At 28.6% G+C, this 20,449-nt stretch carries 15 protein-coding genes; 9 read left to right on the top strand and 6 right to left on the bottom strand.

Going from position 1 to position 20,449, the window contains the following annotated elements:
- Positions 1-25 precede the first annotated feature (25 nt).
- Positions 26-1,180, top strand: coding sequence for an MFS transporter (locus tag FHR24_RS05690; RefSeq protein WP_167185155.1), 1,155 nt, complete (start codon positions 26-28; stop codon positions 1,178-1,180).
- Here the strand turns inward: FHR24_RS05690 and FHR24_RS05685 are convergent.
- Both FHR24_RS05685 and FHR24_RS05680 read right to left on the bottom strand, forming a co-directional pair.
- Positions 1,169-2,086: a leucine-rich repeat domain-containing protein gene (locus tag FHR24_RS05685; RefSeq protein ID WP_167185152.1), complete on the bottom strand. Its 918-nt coding sequence runs from the start codon at positions 2,084-2,086 to the stop codon at positions 1,169-1,171. The genes FHR24_RS05690 and FHR24_RS05685 overlap by 12 nt on opposite strands.
- Positions 2,087-3,031, bottom strand: coding sequence for a hypothetical protein (locus FHR24_RS05680; RefSeq protein ID WP_167185149.1), 945 nt, complete (start codon positions 3,029-3,031; stop codon positions 2,087-2,089).
- 185 nt (positions 3,032-3,216) lie between these two features.
- On the opposite strand from FHR24_RS05680, the gene FHR24_RS05675 reads away from it, so the two are divergent.
- Positions 3,217-3,738 (top strand): hypothetical protein, encoded by a 522-nt coding sequence (locus tag FHR24_RS05675; RefSeq protein ID WP_167185146.1) that lies wholly within the window; start codon positions 3,217-3,219, stop codon positions 3,736-3,738.
- Positions 3,739-3,800: 62 nt separating this feature from the next.
- Here the strand turns inward: FHR24_RS05675 and FHR24_RS05670 are convergent, their stop codons facing one another.
- From FHR24_RS05670 to rpmH, 3 genes are all read right to left on the bottom strand, one after another.
- Complete coding sequence (locus FHR24_RS05670) at positions 3,801-4,397, bottom strand: T9SS type A sorting domain-containing protein (RefSeq protein ID WP_167185143.1); 597 nt, start codon at positions 4,395-4,397, stop codon at positions 3,801-3,803.
- Positions 4,398-4,542: 145 nt separating this feature from the next.
- Positions 4,543-7,398 carry a carbamoyl-phosphate synthase large subunit gene (gene carB / locus FHR24_RS05665; protein WP_167185140.1) on the bottom strand — a complete coding sequence of 952 codons (2,856 nt, stop codon included), beginning with the start codon at positions 7,396-7,398 and terminating at the stop codon, positions 4,543-4,545.
- A 122-nt stretch (positions 7,399-7,520) separates the two neighbouring features.
- Entirely contained in the window at positions 7,521-7,679 is a 159-nt protein-coding gene (gene rpmH / locus FHR24_RS05660) for a 50S ribosomal protein L34 (RefSeq protein WP_167185137.1), read from the bottom strand.
- Positions 7,680-7,982: 303 nt separating this feature from the next.
- Here rpmH and FHR24_RS05655 point away from each other — a divergent pair, with 303 nt between their 5' ends.
- The 7 genes from FHR24_RS05655 (at position 7,983) to FHR24_RS05625 (ending at position 19,426) form a co-directional block, all read left to right on the top strand.
- Positions 7,983-9,599, top strand: a complete 1,617-nt coding sequence (locus FHR24_RS05655) for a CTP synthase (protein WP_167185134.1) — start codon at positions 7,983-7,985, stop codon at positions 9,597-9,599.
- A gap of 66 nt (positions 9,600-9,665) precedes the next feature.
- Positions 9,666-11,555, top strand: coding sequence for a membrane protein insertase YidC (yidC, locus tag FHR24_RS05650; RefSeq protein ID WP_167185130.1), 1,890 nt, complete (start codon positions 9,666-9,668; stop codon positions 11,553-11,555).
- Positions 11,556-11,870: 315 nt separating this feature from the next.
- Positions 11,871-13,154 carry a hypothetical protein gene (locus tag FHR24_RS05645; protein ID WP_167185128.1) on the top strand — a complete coding sequence of 428 codons (1,284 nt, stop codon included), beginning with the start codon at positions 11,871-11,873 and terminating at the stop codon, positions 13,152-13,154.
- A 2-nt stretch (positions 13,155-13,156) separates the two neighbouring features.
- Complete coding sequence (locus tag FHR24_RS05640; protein WP_167185125.1) at positions 13,157-15,202, top strand: cellulose biosynthesis cyclic di-GMP-binding regulatory protein BcsB; 2,046 nt, start codon at positions 13,157-13,159, stop codon at positions 15,200-15,202.
- On the top strand, positions 15,192-16,013 hold the full coding sequence (locus FHR24_RS05635; protein ID WP_167185121.1) for a hypothetical protein: 822 nt from the start codon (positions 15,192-15,194) through the stop codon (positions 16,011-16,013). The genes FHR24_RS05640 and FHR24_RS05635 overlap by 11 nt, the downstream gene beginning before the upstream one ends.
- A gap of 6 nt (positions 16,014-16,019) precedes the next feature.
- A complete protein-coding gene (locus tag FHR24_RS05630; RefSeq protein WP_167185118.1) occupies positions 16,020-17,876 on the top strand; it encodes a glycosyltransferase family 2 protein in 1,857 nt (618 codons plus the stop codon).
- A complete protein-coding gene (locus tag FHR24_RS05625; protein ID WP_167185115.1) occupies positions 17,876-19,426 on the top strand; it encodes a hypothetical protein in 1,551 nt (516 codons plus the stop codon). The genes FHR24_RS05630 and FHR24_RS05625 overlap by 1 nt, the downstream gene beginning before the upstream one ends.
- Here the strand turns inward: FHR24_RS05625 and FHR24_RS05620 are convergent.
- Entirely contained in the window at positions 19,406-20,443 is a 1,038-nt protein-coding gene (locus tag FHR24_RS05620; RefSeq protein ID WP_167185112.1) for a glycoside hydrolase family 5 protein, read from the bottom strand. The two genes, FHR24_RS05625 and FHR24_RS05620, sit on opposite strands and share 21 nt — an antisense overlap.
- Positions 20,444-20,449 lie beyond the last annotated feature (6 nt).

Raw genomic sequence — 20,449 nt, 5'->3', positions numbered from 1 at the left:
GACTCTTTTATTATAACTTTATTTTATGAACAAAACACTAATGCTGACACTTATTGTAATTAGTCAATTTTTTGGAACTTCTTTGTGGTTTAGTAGCAATGCTGTTTTAAATGAAATTGCTTTAGCACATCATTTAAACAACACCAATTTACTTACATCGTTAACCATAGCCACTCAACTAGGTTTTATATTGGGGAGCTTGTGTTATGCTATTTTTAATTTAGCAGATCGGTTTAAAGCCAATATTGTCTTTTCTATTAGTATTCTATTAGGTGCGTTATTTAACGCTTCTATTTTATTTCCTAATCTAAATTTTAATCAAATATTTATTGCCCGCTTTTTAACGGGTTTGTTTTTAGCAGGCGTATACCCTGTAGGAATGAAAATAGCGGCTTATTTTTTTCCTAAAACCATTAGTAATGCCTTAGGAATATTGGTAGGTGCTTTGGTTTTGGGAACTGCATTCCCGCATTTTATAGCTAGTTTTAAGATAAACATAGACTGGACTTTAGTAATTTTAACAAGTTCTGTACTAGCCACCATAGGAGCTATTATGATGTTGTTTTTAAACACTCCTGCTAAAAAAGAAATACAGAAAATAGATTTTTCTATCATTCCTAAATTGTTCCAAAAAAAAGAATTTAGAAAAGCTTCTTTTGGGTACTTTGGTCACATGTGGGAGCTCTATACTTTTTGGGCATTTACTCCTTTAATCATAGAATATTACAACACTAAAAATCATCAAAACTACAATATTGCTTTGTGGTCTTTTATAGTAATTAGTATAGGCAGTTTGGGTTGTGTAATTGCGGGTAAATTGGCAAAAACCAAAACAAATGTAAAGGTTGCTAAATGGGCTTTAACAATTTCTGCTATTTGTTGTTTACTAAGTCCTGTTACAATTCACCTACCTGAGTATTTCTTTTTTCCTTTTTTAATGATTTGGGGGACTACAGTAGTGGCTGATTCTCCTCTTTTATCAGCTCTAATAAATCAGACTAGTATTAAAAACTATAATGGTACTGCTTTAACAATAGCTACCAGCATTGGTTTTTTGGTGACTATTCTTAGTATTTATGCCTTAAAACAATTGTTAAATTATACTTCTATTGCTATTGCTTTGCCTTTATTAGCTGTCGGTCCTATTATCGGACTCTATCAATTAAAGCTAAAAAATTAAAAGAAAATTATTTTTAAAAACAGATTTCCAAGTGTTAATTTGCTCTTTAGACAAGTCATTATTATTAATAACCAAACCTTTTACAGAAATGGTTCTAGAATTAAATGTTTTTGATATTGATTTTATATTGCAATGATCTATATGTAAAAGTATCAACTTTGGAATGTCTTGTAAATTTTCAGGAAGTTCTTCAAACTTATTAAAAGACAAATGCAATACTCTTAATGATTTTAACCCTGTTAAATTGCTAGGTATTTCTTTTAATTGATTGTTTTCCAAATACAAGTTTACCAATTGATCCATTTTATTAAGGTTCGTGTTTAAAGAACTAATGTTGTTGTTTCTTAACCATAATGATCTTAATGCTGGCAAGTCACACAAATTATAAAACAGATTGTTGTTAGACAGGTTATTGTTAGACAGATTTACTTCTTTTAATGTTTTTAAAAGTTTTATTTCTGGTGGGATTTTAGTCAATCTATTATACTGTAAGTCTAAATAATCTAACGACAAACAAGACAAGGTCTTAAAAGAATTTTCTAAATTTAATTCAGGATTGTTTTGCAAAGACAATTGTTTTAAGCCTTTAAACCTTACTATAGATCTTGGTAATATGCTTAAATGATTGTTATTTAAAATTAAAACCCTTAACTGATTAGGGTTGGCAATTGATTTTAAAATTTGATCAAGTTGTTTTATATCATAAATATTAGAAAGGTTTAACATTCTTAAATCTAAAAATCTAGTTAGATTTATTTCTTTTTGATATTCGCTTAAATCTAATCGATATACATTTTTGGTTTCTTTTAAATTAAAATGCGTTGTACCATAAAATGTTTTTGATGTTTGACAAGACATCAGAAACAAAACCAGTATAAAACTTAGTAAAAAATAGTTCTTTTTCATCTATAAACTATTTATAAAATGTTGTACTTCTCCTTGTATATAAAAATTATGCTTCCTTTTTACATTCCAAGGAAATCTTGGGTTCAATCCAAAACTGTCGTGCAACTTGTTTTGTATATACGCTCCCATTTTAGGGCTCTCTACTCCTGTGTTTATTTTATAGACTCCATTATTTTTTTGCAATTTATACTGTAAGTAACCATTGGCATAAAAGGTGTTTTTGTGCAAACCTGTAGTATGCCAAACATTTTTTCTACCGTCATCGGAATTTAATATATTGTTGGCAATTTTAGTATAGTCTTGTTGAGGTGTAAACAATTCTATAGCAAAACCAAACTGATGAATTTCATCAAATCTTTTGGCATTAGAATACGTTAAATACAAACTTCCTGTATTTCCAAAATCTGTGGCATCACCATAAAATAGGTTTCCTATTTTTAAATCGTTTTTAAAAGAAAATCCTACGGAATGATTTTTATTTGAAAACCTCATCAACAACCGACCTATTCTTTGTTCAAATTCATCTAAACTTTTAGGCAAAAATTGTTTTTCAAAACCAAAACCAATTCCATAAAACTCATTTTGATAGTCATTATCGTACAAAACAGCATTGTTGTATTGACTTAAAGAGGATCCTAATAAATTATTATTTTGTCCATAGCCCATTACATAAAAAACATCATAGCCATTAATAAAACCGGTACTTTTAATTGTGTATCTTTTTAAAATAGCCCCTGTATAGACAGAAATACCTCCTTCTAAAGCAACTTTATTATAGTTAGAAATTCCAAATGCAGATGCTCCCAATTGTATTGATTGATTCTGATTTCCTAAGACAACCTTTAAACCTAAAGTAAAAGCTCCATTTATGTTTAAATGCTGTGCATAGCTACTTATATGTATCAAAAAAAACAAAATCCATAAAGTTTTATATCGTTTTTTCATTCATCTATTTTAGATATACCTAAATTTAGAAAAAGAGTATTGGTCAATTATTTATCTTTTTTAAAATTTGTTTTAAACTCTATTAAATACTAAAAATATAAAGCTAATATTATAGAAATCATTAATTTTATATTTCTTGCATAAAAATTGTATAGGTAAGTAATTAGGTAGTAAATTTTATACTTGTGAAAATACTTATTGTTTCTTTATTGTTTTATTCGGTATCGTTCTGTCAATCTATTCCTGTTGACAGTAGTAAGATTGTGTCCAAACAATTGCAAAGCATTAACCTTAACATTAAAAGTAACAAAAACAAACAAATAAATGATTTAGAGTATTTAAAAAAGTCTTTGACCAACTCCCCTTTTATACAAGGCTATAAATACAACATCAACCTAAAACAATTAGAAACCATTTTACCCTTACAACAGTTGAATAATTTTATTAAAAACCAAAACACCTCTTTTTTTAATAGCAATCTTATTCAGAGCAGTAATACAAATGTAAACCTTAAAGGAACGGTAAATGTAAATGGAGTAACGCAAGTTGTAACTTTAAAAGGAATTTTAAATGATTATAACGGACATTTTACACTTCAAGTTAGTTATCGTGTAGGTACTAATAACATTGATTATATTTCTAAAATAGTAAATGAACAATATCAAAACGGATTGGCTTTAAAACTAAAAATAAATTTTGGGAAATAATAAAAGCCATCTAACTTAATTAGATGGCTTTTTGAAATCGGATTTATAATTTTTTATAGCGATTAACCTTTGATAATTTTTTTAGTTATTGTTGATGATTCTAATTCAATAACTAGAATATACATTCCATTAGTAACAGAAGTTAAATCTATTGAACTTCCTAAAATTTTAGAAGAATAAACAGTTGTTCCTAACGTATTTAAAACAGAAACTCCTTTAACTTTACTTACATCTAAATTGTTTATTGTTAAAGTTCCTGAATTTGAATTGTAAGACACTGTAAAGTCTGACGATTTTTTAATAGAACCTGTACTCAAAGTAGTAGCCTCAGCAGTCATGGTAAAAATATTTGTATCTAAGCCAAAAGCATACGAGAATACATATTCCCCAGCAATAGTTATCTCTTTATCATAAAAAAGAGTATTCCCAACTGATAAATTTGCTGTAAAATCAACAGTGTTTACTCCTATTGGAGCAGATGTACATGTTAATGTCGCTAAAGAGCCTAATACGCTTCCTATTTCAAACCTTATGTTGTCTCCTTGGTCTAAAGTAAAATTCCCTGTAATTGACGGATCCTTAGTAATTGTTGTTTGTGCGTTACTTATTGTCACAAAACTTATTGCTAACAATAAAACTAAAAGTAATTTTTTTTTCATAACATTTTTTTTTTCGATTTCATACTAAAATTAATCAAAAAAAAAACACAAACAACTGACAAACAACTGTGTAAACACACAGGTATATATAAAACCCCGATACATTCTTATATGTATCGGGGTTTATATAAGGTATTTAAACTCTTTATTTGTTTAAGTACATCTTTCTTCTTGAGTACAACTCGTAAAAAGCATCGTCCTTTAAGCTATCAATAAACAAAATAGACTCTCCTGTAGATTTCATTTCAGGTCCTAATGTTTTGTCTACATTTGGGAACTTGTTAAAAGAGAACACAGGTTGCTTAATTGCAAAACCTTCTAATTTAGGGTTAAACGTAAAGTCTGTTACCTTGTTAACTCCTAACATTACTTTGGTTGCATAGTTTACATAAGGTTCTCCGTATGCTTTTGCAATAAAAGGAACGGTACGCGAAGCTCTTGGGTTTGCTTCAATAATGTACACTGTATCATCTTTAACAGCAAACTGAATGTTGATTAAACCAACCGTTTTTAAAGCTACCGCAATCTTTTTGGTGTGCTCTTTAATTTGGTTCATTACAAATTCTCCTAAGTTAAACGGTGGCAAGGTTGCATTAGAATCTCCAGAGTGAACTCCACAAGGCTCTATATGTTCCATAATACCAATAATGTATACATTTCCATCAGCATCACAAATTGCATCTGCTTCTGCTTCTATAGCTCCTTCTAAATAATGATCTAACAATAATTTATTTCCAGGAATAGAACGTAACAATTCAACTACATGTGATTCTAATTCTTCTTTATTAATTACAATTTTCATTCCCTGTCCTCCTAATACATAAGATGGACGAACTAAAATTGGAAAATCTAAGGTGTCTGCAATTTCTAAAGCCTCGTCAGCATTAGTTGCTGTTCCAAACTGAGGGAAAGGAATTTCTAAAGAAGTTAACATTTCAGAAAAACGTCCTCTATCTTCAGCTAAATCTAACGCTTCAAAACTAGTTCCCATGATTTTTACTCCATAAGCTTCTAATTTTTCTGCTAATTTTAATGCTGTTTGTCCTCCTAACTGAACAATTACTCCTTCTGGTTTTTCATGACGAATTATGTCATAAATATGTTCCCAGAATACAGGTTCGAAATACAATTTATCAGCTGTGTCAAAGTCTGTAGAAACAGTCTCTGGATTACAGTTAATCATAATTGTTTCGTATCCAGCTTCTTTTGCAGCTAACACTCCGTGTACACAACAGTAATCAAATTCAATTCCTTGCCCAATTCTGTTAGGACCAGAACCTAATACAACTACTTTTTTCTTGTCTGTTACTACAGATTCGTTTGCTGATGCAGCAACTCCCTCTTTAGATATTTGTACGTTTTCAAAAGTTGAGTAATAATAAGGTGTATTTGCTTCAAACTCTGCAGCACAAGTATCTACTAACTTGTATACACGTTTTATATTAAGCTCTTCACGTTTTTTATAAACTTCAGATTCTAAACATCCTAGCATGTGAGCTATTTGTCTATCACCATATCCTTTTTGCTTTGCCTCTAAAAGTAATTCTTTAGACAAAGTATCTAATTTAAAAGTAGATATCTCTTTTTCTAAAGTATATAATTCTTCGTATTGCTTTAAGTACCACATGTCAATTTTTGTGATATCGTAAATTTTACGTAAAGAAATTCCAGCTTTAATTGCATCGTAAATCGTAAATACTCTATCCCAAGATGCATATGTTAATTTAGAAATAATAGTATCATAGTGAGTTTCCTCTTTACCATCTGCTCCTAAACCGTTACGTTTAATTTCTAAAGACTGTGTGGCTTTGTGTAATGCTTCTTGAAACGAACGTCCAATTCCCATTACCTCTCCAACAGCTTTCATTTGTAAACCTAAAGTTCTATCTGCTCCTTCAAATTTATCAAAGTTAAAACGTGGTATTTTTACAATTACATAATCTAAGGTTGGTTCAAACAACGCTGATGTGTTTCCTGTAATTTGATTATTCAATTCATCTAAATTGTAACCTAGAGCTAATTTAGTTGCAATTTTTGCAATAGGATATCCTGTTGCTTTTGATGCTAACGCTGATGAACGAGATACACGTGGGTTGATCTCGATAGCTATGATATCTTCTTTTTCATCTGGAGAGATTGCAAACTGTACGTTACATCCTCCTTCAAAATCTCCAATAGAGCGCATCATATGGATGGCCATATCACGCATTTTTTGGAATGTAGAATCACTTAAGGTCATTGCCGGTGCAACCGTAATAGAATCTCCTGTATGGATTCCCATTGGATCCATATTTTCTATAGAACATACAATTACTACGTTGTCGTTTCCGTCACGTAACAATTCTAATTCGTATTCTTTCCATCCCATCATGGCTTTGTCAATCATTACCTCATGGATTGGAGAAATTTCTAATCCGTTGCGTAATAAATCATCAAAGTCTTCTTCTTCATATACAATAGCAGCTCCTGCTCCTCCTAAAGTAAACGATGAACGTATACATAATGGAAAACCAAATTCTTGTGCTATTTTTTTTCCTTCTAAAAATGATGTTGCCGTAGCTTGAGGTGCCATATTCACACCTATCTTCCCCATCAATTCACGAAACTGTTCTCTATCTTCTGTAACATTGATGGCATCAATATCAACACCGATCATTTCTACATTATGATCTTCCCAAATTCCTTTTTCATCAGCTTCTATACACAAGTTTAATGCTGTTTGACCACCCATGGTAGGTAAAACTGCATCAATATTAGGATGCGCAGTTAAAATTTCTCTAATAGAATTTGTTGTTAAGGGCTTTAAGTAAACGTTATCTGCTAATGACGGGTCTGTCATAATAGTTGCAGGGTTAGAATTGATTAAAGTTACTTCAATTCCTTCTTCTTTTAATGAACGGATAGATTGAGACCCAGAATAATCAAACTCACAAGCTTGACCAATTACTATGGGACCTGAACCGATAATTAAAACTGATTTGATTTTAGGATTTTTTGGCATACTCTTTATTTTGGGTAAAGATAACAATCTGATTATCTTTTATTGAACTACATTTTAAAAAAAAATTCAAAAAAAAGGTGTTACTTAAAAGTAACACCTATTATATTATAATGAAAGCATCATTATTTCTTATGTCTTGGAGACGAAGAAACTGTTGTGCTTGCTCTACCTTTTGCTCTTCTTCTAGCTAAAACTTTACGTCCGTTAGCTGAAGCCATTCTTTCTCTGAAACCGTGCTTGTTTCTTCTTTTTCTGTTTGATGGTTGAAACGTTCTTTTCATTTTAATTATATCTTACGTCGTTTATTTTAATGCTTTAGCTAGTTTTGAAAACCATGGAGTTTTCTTTAGCGAATGCAAATATATGCGATTATTTAAAAACTGCAAATGTTTTTTATTTAAAATTGAATATTTTTTTTCAACTTATGTTTTTCTAAAATTTAACAACTTTAATTTTGTTGGTTTTTAGTCAATTTAATTATTTATAAAAAGGAGAATCAGATACTTATATAAAGGCTAAAAAAGTACAAACAAAACTTACCTATATTTCTACAGAAGTTTGTACTTTTGCACAAACAAAATACAATGACAAATACGAAATATGTTTTTGTAACCGGTGGTGTTACTTCGTCTTTAGGTAAAGGAATAATTGCTGCATCTTTAGCTAAGCTTTTACAAGAAAGAGGATACAGAGTTACAATTCAAAAATTCGATCCATATATTAACATTGATCCAGGGACCCTAAACCCTTATGAACACGGTGAATGTTTTGTAACTGATGATGGTGCAGAAACCGATTTAGATTTAGGACATTACGAACGTTTTTTAGATGTTAGAACTTCGCAGGCTAACAATGTTACTACAGGTAGAGTATATCAATCTGTAATAGACAAAGAACGTAAAGGTGAATTTTTAGGAAAGACAGTTCAAGTAGTTCCTCATATTACCAATGAGATTAAAGAACGTATTCAAATTCTAGGAGAAACTGGAGAATACGATGTTGTTATTACTGAATTAGGAGGAACTGTAGGCGATATAGAATCTTTGCCTTATGTAGAATCTGTTCGTCAATTAACTTGGGAGTTAGGAGAACACAATTCTGTAGTAGTACACCTAACCTTGATTCCTTACTTGGCTGCTGCCGGAGAATTAAAAACAAAACCTACGCAACATTCTGTAAAAATGATGATGCAAAATGGCTTGAACCCAGATATTTTAGTGTGTAGATCAGAACATTTTATTTCAGAAGACATCAAACGTAAATTAGCTTTGTTCTGTAATGTTCAAAAAGAAGATGTAATTTCTTCTTTAGATGCAGAAACTATTTACGATGTTCCTAACTTAATGTTACACGAAGGTTTAGATAGAGTTGTTTTAAAAAAATTAGATTTAATCAACACCAAAGAACCGAAGTTAATTGAGTGGAATAAATTTATTGAAAAACACAAGAACCCTTTACACAAAGTAAAAATTGGAGTTATTGGTAAATATGTTGAATTACAAGATGCATATAAGTCTATTGCCGAAGCTTTTATTCATGCTGGTTCTTCTCAAAGAATTAAAGTAAAAGTAGAATGGATTCATTCCGAAGATATTACCAAAGACAACATTGCTAGAAAAATGCACGGATTAGGTGGTATTATGGTTGCTCCCGGTTTTGGAAACAGAGGAACAGAAGGAAAAATTGAAACCATACGCTATGCTCGTGAAAACAATATTCCTTTTATGGGAATTTGTTTGGGAATGCAAATGGCCGTTATTGAATTTTCTAGAAATGTATTAGGTCTTAAAAAAGCAAACTCTACAGAAATGGTACCCGATGTAAAATATCCAGTGATTAACCTAATGGAAGATCAAAAGAATATTACAGATATGGGAGGAACCATGCGTTTGGGTGCCTGGGATTGTCAATTAACCCCAGATTCTAAAGCATACAATGCATATGGTAAAGAATTAATTTCTGAAAGACACCGTCATAGATACGAATTTAACAGTGAGTTTAAAGAACAAATAGAAGCTGCCGGAATGAAAGCTACTGGATTAAATCCTAAAACAGGGTTGGTAGAAGTAGTAGAAATTCCATCGCACCCTTGGTTTGTTGCTGTACAATATCATCCAGAATACAAAAGTACCGTATTAAATCCTCATCCTTTATTTAAGGATTTTGTTAACGCAAGTTTAGAGTATTTACAATCAAAATAAAATATACAATCACAAAGCAAGTCTGTCATTTAAATTAAGAATGACAGACTTCTATTTTTTATCAAAATGGAAGAAAAAAAGAAATTAGACATTAGCCAAATTATTGGTTTTGCATTAATAGGTGCCGTATTAGTATGGTATACTATGACTCAAAAAGACAAAGCTCCTGTTAAAGAAGAAGCGCAAATAGAAAATGTTGTTAATGTTCCAGAAAACAACAATGAAATTACTGTAGTAACAGACTCTTTGGCAAATGCACAAGCTGTAAAAAAATATGGCGAATTTGCTTATGCTGTTGCCAACGGTACAAAAGAAAACGGAACAACTACCTTAGAAAACGAGGTTTTGAAACTTGTTATAGCAAACAAAGGTGGACAAATTGTAGAAGCACAATTAAAAAATTATACCACTTATAACCAAGCTCCTTTGTTTTTAATAAAAGATGCTAACGCTAGTTTTAACATTAACTTTGGTACGTTTGAAAATAAAATCATAAATACTAAAGATTTAATTTTTTCTCCATCTACTAACAAAAACGGAAAAAACCAAGTAGCTTCTTTTAAATTAAAAACAGCAAACAATAACTATTTAGAATATAGATATGAGTTAAAACCTAACGACTATATGTTAGATTTTTCTGTAAGATCTGTTGGATTGGAAAACGTTATTAACAGCAATAACAAAATCAATTTAGAGTGGGATTTAACTGCTAAACGTCAAGAAAAAAGTATCAAGTACGAAAACCAAATGACGGCTCTACATTACGAAAAAGAAGATGGAAAATTTGATGATTTATCTGTAGGTTCTAAGGATGATGAAATTGAAGAAAACGTAGATTGGATTGGATACAAACAACATTTTTTCTCTACTATTTTAACCACAAACACTCCTTTTGAAAAAGCAGAATTAACTTCTGAGTCTTTAGTAAACGATGTTTTGGTAGATACCATAGCTACTAAAAAATTTAGTACTGTTGCTCCTTTAAAATTAGCAAATGGTGCTTTGGCATATAATATGAGTTTTTATATTGGTCCTAATATTCACGAACAATTAGCTTCTTATGACAAAGGAATTGAAAATGTAATGAACTTAGGTTGGGGAATTTTTGGATGGATTAACAAAGTCGTTTTTATTCCAATTTTTAACCTACTTAGCGAATTTATTAGCAACTACGGATTGGTGATTATTTTAATGACTTTAGTTGTTCGTTTATTAATGTCTCCTTTAGTTTATAAATCTTATGTTTCTAGTGCTAAAATGAAAGTTTTAAAACCAGAAATGGATGCCATCAACGCAAAATTCCCTGGAAAAGACAACCAAATGAAACGTCAATCAGAAATTATGGCATTGCAACGTAAATCTGGTGTAAATATGATGGCTGGTTGTATTCCTGCTTTATTACAAATGCCAGTATTCTTTGCTTTGTTTCGTTTCTTTCCATCAGAAATAAAATTAAGACAACAACCTTTTTTATGGGCTGATGATTTAGCTTCTTATGACAGTGTTTTTGAATGGTCTACCAATATTCCTTTACTATCTAGTTTTTATGGAAATCACTTTAGTTTGTTTCCTGTATTAGCTTCTGTTGCTATTTTCTTTTATATGAGAATGAACCAAGGTCAGCAAATGAGCATGCAACAACCTGCACAAGAAGGAATGCCGGATATGCAAAAAATGATGAAAATGATGATGTACTTTTCTCCATTAATGATGTTGTTTTTCTTTAACAATTACGCTTCTGGATTAAGTTTATACTACTTTATATCTAACTTGCTAACCTTAACAATTATGTTTGTTATTAAGAACTATGTAATTGACGAGGAAAAAATATTAGCTAAAATTCACGAAAACAGAAAAAAGCCTAAGAAACAAAGCAAGTTTAAACAGCGTTTAGATGATGCTATGAAACAAGCACAGGCACAACAAGCTGTTCAACAAAAAAAGAAAAAGAAGTAATTTTTTACTTTCTAAGCATAAAAAACCATCAAAGTAAAATCACTTTGATGGTTTTTGTTTTAATTACAATGATCTACTAAATATTAGCTGTTTTTATTAACCACAAGTACTTTTATAAGTATTGATATCATTACTATAAAATTATTAAATAGGTTATAAAACAAGACTGATAATATTTTAAAAAAAAAATTAAAACCAAAAAAAAATAATTACGTATGTATTAAATTACGATTAAACTGAACAAATAATTATTTTTTAAAAAATTCAATTGTTATATTTGATAGTATCGTTAATTAACCCCTATAACCATTACATTTGGAAAATTTAATCATAAAGCTTAAGCTTCAAGAATATTTAAAAGATGAGTTAAACCAAAGGGTTGATACTATTTTATGGGGAATACTTATTGTTTTATTTTTTTCTATTTTTGTTGATTATTTATTTATTCACAGACTATGGATTAATTTTTTATTAGCCAAAGCAATCATTATAACTTCTTTGTATACGCTAACTAAAATAAAAGATAAAATAAATATAAGTCAAGAGTTATTATTACACATCATTCTTTTTATTTTTACTTTTTTATGTTTGTTTCTTTTAGGGCAAGAACAAGGAACTGCCAGAATAATTTACATTAATCTTTTAATTATTGTAATAGTTAGCATAAACTCTTACATTATATGGGATTCTATAAATAGTTTATTCTATTTTGGAATTTTATCTATTACTTTTTTTCTTTTCTCTTATTTTTCCATTATACAAGACTTTAATAACATATTAAACAATGGAGGCTTTTTGTTTTTTACTATAGTACTTATTAGCTCTTACTTTCCTAAAGTAAAAAAAGAGATGGTTAAAGAATCTCTTTTAATACAAATTGAATATGAAAGTAGAATTGAGGAGGTAACATCTCAGTTACTTGAAGCCAAAAACCAAATACGATTATCTCATAAAAAAAATGAAATATTAATAGATAAGTACAAGCAAGTTATTGATGCCTTTAAATACAATATTAAAGAACTAAAAAATAAAACTATTTCACAAGAAAACGTGCCAAATGTAAACTCAACGCTTACACAAGACGTTAACGATTTATATCTAAAAAGCACAATTCTATTAGACAAATACAATATTAATAGTATCGTTTTTGATTATGGATTAGAGTTAGAACCCCTAAATTTGGTAGAATATTTAAACCAACATATACAACAGTTTAATAATTCTTTTCTAGAAAAACACACAATCACTCATATACAAACAAGCAGTCAACATATGCTTGTAAATGCCAATACAAACGCATTAAACTTTGCTTTACATAGCCTTATATTATATATTATAAATCATATAAATAACCATCAAAATTTATTTTTTGAACTAACATCAACCAATAAAAAAACTATTTTACAAATACAAACCAATAGTAGTGTAGCCACACCTAAAGAGATAGAAACAGATGTTTTGTATGGCAATCCCAAAAACGACTTAAAATTTATAAAACTATTGATTGAAGAAATGAATGCTGATTTTAAATATGGTTCTTCTGAGCAAATGGGACTTAAATTCATTATTCAATTTAAAAAACACAACAATTCCCTTTAACTATGAAAAAATTATTTACTTTTTTAAGCTTTATCATTTTATTTACATCTTCCATTTTTTCTCAGCAAACTCAAAAAAGTTTTAAGGATTATGGATATGAAGTAGAAACCGTAATTACAGGAAGAAGAGCTTCAAAATCTTTTTATTTTAAGGTTAATAAGCAATTTAGCCCAGAAAAAAGTTTTATTCATTTAGAACTAAAAAGATCTCATGTAATTGATTTTGAAAACAGCTATATAACCATATATTTAGGAGATATTCCTATACTGAGTAAATACGTTGTAAAAGACAAAGAAATAATTACGTTTGATATTCCCATACTAAAAAAGTATATCAAATCCGATTTTTTAAAATTAGATATTAAAAGTGATTTGATTATTAAAGGTGAATCTTGTGAAAATTACTCAGATAACGGTTATTGGATAAAAGCTACCGAAGACAGTTATTTAAGCATGTATAATATAGAAGACAAAACTGCTACCATATATACTAAAATAAGTAACATTGCTCCTGTTTTAAACAGTATTGTACTTGCTAAAAATGCCAGTTTACAAGATGTTCAGTTAGCCTCATATATAAAGTTTTATTTTGAAAGAATATATGGGACTAAATTAACCGTGAAAAAAATAGACTCAACACAGTCTAAGCAAATAGATAGATCTTTGTTGTTAATGCCTCTGGAGCAATTACAAAAAGAAATTGGTAGTAATATTACAATTAAAGATAAAAATAACGGACTTGTTAAAATATATAGAGACTCTTTACTAGATAAAAAAACAACTCGAAATTATATAAGACAAAACTTAATAATTACAGGTTCCACTAAAGAAGCTTATACCAAAGCAGCTACATTTTTACTACAAAAAAACTTAATAAACACAGCTTATACTGATGAGTTGTTAGTAAGTCAAAAAAACACTTTATCATCTACACCTACAAGAAAAGAATATGAGCCTGTTTATTTTAATGAATTAGATGCGGATCCAAGAATAATTAAAGGTGTTGGTAATTTAGTAACTAAAATAAATCTCCCTAGATCTTACTTTGGATCTAATGTAAAAAAAATGATGGTAAAAATAACAGGTAAATACAAACCATTGAGTGGTGATGACGAAGCTTATTTTAACCTATTTTTTAATGAAAGACTAATCAACACTTACAAACTAAACAATTCAGGAGAGTTAGACATTAATTTTGAATTTAGTGACATTGCTATGTTGCAAGAAAACGTTTTCAATTATGAATTCTATTACCTTCCTAAAGATGGTATTTGTGGTGCTAAGTCTGTTTTTTATGCACAAGTAGATACAGGTAAATCTTATTTTAAACCTATTGGTTATGAAAGCTCTAGTTCATTATCTTTTACCAAATTTCCCGAAAATTTTCAATCTAAACCTATACATATTTACACAGATGTAGAAAATAATATTGGATTGGTAGATGGACTTGCTGAATTAATTGATATTATAAATCCAGGAGAGGCAGGTTTAGAAGGCTTTATATACCCCCCTGTAAAAAAAGCAAACCTAAAAGACATTATTGATAATGATGAATCTTCTAAAATTATAATTAGTAGTAACTACGAAAAGTTTAATACTGTTTATGATAAAAATCTTTACGTAAAATTTAATAATTCAAAAGTAGAATATAGATCAGAAACCATAGACCCTTTCTTTAATATTACCTATAATAAAAACCTAGGTTTTAATCAGTTGTTTTATGCCAATAACAATCCTGTTATGCTTATAAACACACCTAAAAATAATAACAAAAAAACCTTAAAATCTTTAATTGTAAATATTAGAGAGCAAACAGCTATTAACACTGGAAACATAATTATTGCGGACGGTAAAGACTCCTATTTTTTTGATTTAAGAAATAATGTTGTCACAGAAGATAAAAGTTACATTCAAGATATTTTTGATAATTTTTGGGACAACTATGGCTTAATCATAGTTTTAATGTTAACTATCTTTTTAATCTTTCTTGTTATTTATATTTATCAAAAATCACAAGAATCTAAAAAAAGTATTAGAGATGATGATTAGATTATACATAGTCTTTTTTTTAATTTCATCCTATTGTTATAGTCAAAACCCTTGGCAGCAACAAAAAGGAGAAATTTTAATATCTCCTTACTTTGGTAATTATAACACCAATCAGTTTAGAAACTCTAATGGTGATAAATCAGAATTTGGAAACAATGGAATGTATAAAAATTACAATCCTAAAATCTACTTTTCTATACCACTTAACGACTACAAACTAAACCTATTTGGTAATATTCCTTATTTTATAAGTAAATATGACGATGATAGTGTTTCTCAAAAAAGTACAGAGTTTGGTGACATTGAACTTGGACTTAGAATGCATTTAAAAAAAATTAACAATCATTATTTAATGGCCTCTGCCTCCGTTTACATACCGGCTTATCAAAACAAAACACAACCTTTTGTTGGTTATAATTTGTATAGCACCGAGGTTAAAATTCATTATGCAGGTAATTTTACATGGTTAGATGTTAATAAAAACTTTCATAAAATAGAAGCCGGAATTCGGTACTTTTTTCCATCATTACCTATACAATATAAATTGTATGCTAGTCAAGGTTATAGAGTTTTTCCAAAAATTATTGTTTTGGGAGAGTTAGACCTGTTATTATCAAGAAGTGATAATAAGTCATTCTCTGTAAACAATGTACAGTTTGCTAGCAATTTTGATATGATTAAAACAAGTATTAATATAGGTTATGACTTTACGAACAGTATTAGTATATACGGAGGATTATTTCATGATGTGTTTAACAGAAATATTTCTGTAGGAAAAGGATTTCAAGTTTTTGGAATCATCAAATTATAAAACCAAATGGTTAACGACCAATACATATATAGAAAACAGTTATTTTTAGACTCTAACCTATTAGATGTTACCAGTCATAAAAAAGTTATTGAACTGTCTAAAAAACTTGATAAATCTTTTTTAAAAATAGCTTTAGACTATGGTTTTATTTCTAGAGGTAACTACAAAAAACAACTATTAAAAAATAACATAGAGTTCTATCAATTTGATTTTAATACATTAAACAATTTCACTTATTTTGATGCCTGTAAAGAAGATTTATATTATTTTTTAAATGCCATTGCTTTTCCTCTTAAAAACAATAATGGAGATGTAGAGGTTATTGTTTCAGACCCATCAGACACTAACAATGTTTATTCAATAGCAGACAAATTAGGCTTGCAAATTTATAAAGTTCACATTGCCGAAGATTTAGATATTTTAAAAGCACTACACGTTAAGTATGGAGATGATATTTTATACAAAGCTGTTTTTAACCTATACGATCAAGATCCAGAAAGTTCTGCTATAGAAACTTTTACGTATAAACAAGTAGTCTTTTTAGGGATTATGGGGATTATCGCGTTGCTATTTTTATTCTTTTATCCTAAAACATCTATTGTATGTGTAAATGTTTTTATCAATCTTTTCCTTTTTAGCTCTATCCTATTTAAGTTTATTTTAACTATTGCAGGCTCTAAAGTAGAGTTAGAAAGTAAAATAACCCCCGAAGAAGTTACTAAAATAAATGATGATGACCTTCCAATCTATACTATTCTTCTTCCTGTATTTAAAGAATCTGAAGTTATCTATAAACTGGCCTTAAACCTAAAAAACTTAGATTACCCTAAAGATAAGTTAGATGTTAAACTGTTAATAGAATCTGATGATGAAGTAACCACTAATGCAGTAAAAGATTTAGTTTTCCCTACTATTTTTGAGCCTATTGTTATTCCTTATGCGATGCCCAAAACAAAACCTAAAGCCTGTAACTACGGACTTTACTTTTCTAAAGGAAAATACTTAACTATTTATGATGCTGAAGATATTCCAGATAAAGATCAACTAAAACAAGTTTGTGTTTTGTTTGATAAAATACCTAAAGAATACATTGCCATACAATGCGCTTTAAACTATTTTAACAAAACTGAAAACTATTTAACCAAAATGTTTACCCTAGAATATTCTTATTGGTTTGATTATATGTTGCCCGGTTTAGATAAATTAAAAATTCCAATTCCGTTAGGAGGTACTAGTAATCATTTTAAATTAGACAAACTAAGGGAATTAGGTGGTTGGGATGGTTTTAATGTAACTGAAGATGCTGATTTAGGTTTGCGTTCTTATGCCAAAAACTATAAAATTACTGTATTAAATTCTACTACTAACGAAGAAGCTAATAATGATTTTTATAATTGGATAAGACAACGTTCTAGATGGATTAAAGGATATATGCAAACATATTTAGTACACATGCGCAACCCTATTAAATTGTACAAAACCGTTGGACTTAAAGCTTTTTTAGGTTTTAATTTTTTTATTGGAGGAACCGTTTTTACTTTTTTATCTTACCCTGTGTTGTTACTGTTTATCATTTTATATTATGTTTTTAAAAGTGAATGGATTGGCTTTTTCTTTCCAGAATGGCTTATTATTATTGCTATTATAAGTTTCTCTATAGGTAATATTATCATGATTTACATGAACATGATTGCGATTTTTAAAAGAAAATCATACTCCTTAATCCTATATGCTATTACCAATCCTATTTATTGGATTATGCACTCAATATCTGCTTATAAAGGATTAATACAATTAATCACAAAACCTTTTTATTGGGAGAAAACCAATCACGGATTAACCAAAACAACTAAAGAATCCTAATGAAAACGAATCGTATAAAATACCTAATCATTTTTTTTAGCTACACGGTTATTTATGGACTGTTTTTAACTATTATTCGTAATGACGGCTATTTAAACTTTGAGCCTCTTTATGTTAGTCATAACTTTTTAATGCTAAAAAATCCAGATATAGATTTGGTAAAAAAGTTTTTCTTTTCTTATCCAATCTTGACTCATATTTTAGCCTATCCTTTTAGTTTTATCAATAGCTTAGATGCACCTTTTTATGCTTCAATACTTTTTACCTCTTTTTTAAACACATTTATTGTACGCACCATAGCAAAACAAACTAATGTTCTATTTAGTATAATTGTATTTATATACCTTTTAACAAGTCCTATTTTTATTTATGCTGCCACATCAGGAACTTCTTTTTATGTATATATAATTATCTATTTTTATTTATTTTACATGTTATTTAATTATGTTAAAAATTATTCCATCTATTATTTAACACTTTGTAGTATTGCTATTAGCTTTATTCCATTTTTAGATTATAAGTTATTGTGGATTGTTCTAATGTTAATCCCCTTGCTATTTATATTTACCGTTAAAAATTTTCACGACAAAGATTCTGGTTTTATTTTGGATTTAATTAGGATTTCTAAAGACAAAAACTCTCAAAAGTTATTTATATCTAACTTTATTTCAATGGTCCTAATCATTTCCTTTTTGCCCATTAGCGTATTTCTTATTTACCTAATGATCAACAACTTATATGGAGATGATTTTTTTTTCTTTTTAATAAATAACACATCCGGTTGGAACAATAACAATATTAATAACTTAACAAGTACTTTGGGTAATTTAGAATACAGTCTAAACGCAGTAAATAGTTTTGCAGTTATTAAAATAATTTTACTTATTTCGGCATTTTATTGTTTAGAGTTTGTTATTGATATAAAACAAAGTATTAAAGTTGTTATTTTAGCCATTATTCCTGTTATTTTAATTCTATTAATGAGGGAACAAAAAATTGAAATGATAAATTTAAATTTTTTAGTTGTTTTTCATATTATAGCAATTGCTTCTTTTCTTACTTTTTACAAACAAAACACATTAAAATCTAAAAACTTAAAACTTACAATATATAGCTTGTTCTTTATTGGAATGATATATGGTGAGTTTCATTATTTTAAAAGCTCTATTTCTATACAAGAAAAAAACTTTTTTACCTCAGTTACCAAAAATGAAACCAATGAGATTTTAGAATTAAACAAAAGAGGTGCTATCTTTATATTAAATTCCATTCCTTTAAACAGTACTATTTTGTGCGACAACTCTGTTTTTTATCCAATTATTACTTTTGACAATAACACACATCACTTTTTAGAGAACCTTTCTGATGACTTTACAAAAGCATTAAAAAAACCAGCAAAACATGCAGACTACATTATTATTTCTAAAGAAAATTCACCTTTGTATTCTAAAGATATACTAGCTTATTATATTAAAGAAAATGCAGCTTTATTAAACCACATTATTTATGAAAGCAAATATTATCAAATTTTAAAAGTTCGTAAATCCTAAACATTTATAAAAATTGTACTCTTTAGTCATCATCCCAAAGTTACCCTCATGTTCCCAAACGTAACCTTTAATATTATAGGTTTCTAAAACATCTTTTAAATCTATTAAATAATTACATTTATCTAGATTATTGGCTTTTTCTATTACTCCAAATTCAGAACACAATAAAGGAACATTGTATTGCTTTGACCAATAATATATAATTCCTATTTTTTGTAATAAAGCTTTTTTGTTCCCTGTTAAATCATAATCCTTATAATTTACTACTCCATCTGTACCATAAGCATCTGTATGTAGCAAAGGCATTGTATTTGTTGAATAAGGATAAGGAATACCAATTGTTGCATTTTGACTATTAATCCAACTTGCCCCTTGGTGTGTAAAAATAAAAGGTTCATAAAAATGAAAACTATAAACAATATTGCGAAACGGTAAAGGTTTTAATCTAGACAGTTCGTAAATACTATTATAATTTGTAGCTCCTATAATAATTTTTTTATCAGGGTATCTCGTATTTATTTCAGAAACCATATAACTGGCAAACTCCCACCATTCGTTAGGGTATAATTTAGGCTCATTTAATAACTCATATTGTGTATATGTATCGTATTTAAAAATATAATCTATTAAATCTATCCAATTAACTATTAGATCTTTTTCTTTAGACTTATAAGTAGACATTGTAAATTTTTCATCAAAATTACAGAGTATTAGATTAATTTTCTTGTTCTCAGTATATTTTACTAAACTTTTTATTTTTTTCTTAAAACTCTTAGAAATTCTATGTTTTGAATCTAAATTTTTATAAAATGAAAAAGGCAAACGTATATCTACAATTCCCTTCTTATAAAGTTCTTTAATTTTCTTTTTTATTTTATAGGTATTAATTTTTTTTAAATTTCTAGTCCCTTTCTGATAATCTGTAATATTAACTCCTATTAAAGTAGTCCTATTGTTCTGTGCATACACATCTAAACATTGGACAAATAGCATAATAAAAAAGAAGATTGATTTCATTTTATG

This window comes from Wenyingzhuangia heitensis, from assembly GCF_011762155.1.
GTDB classification, from domain to species: domain Bacteria; phylum Bacteroidota; class Bacteroidia; order Flavobacteriales; family Flavobacteriaceae; genus Wenyingzhuangia; species Wenyingzhuangia heitensis.
Note: the sequence above shows the minus strand (reverse complement) of the source record. Positions and strands in the feature narration are given on the sequence as shown.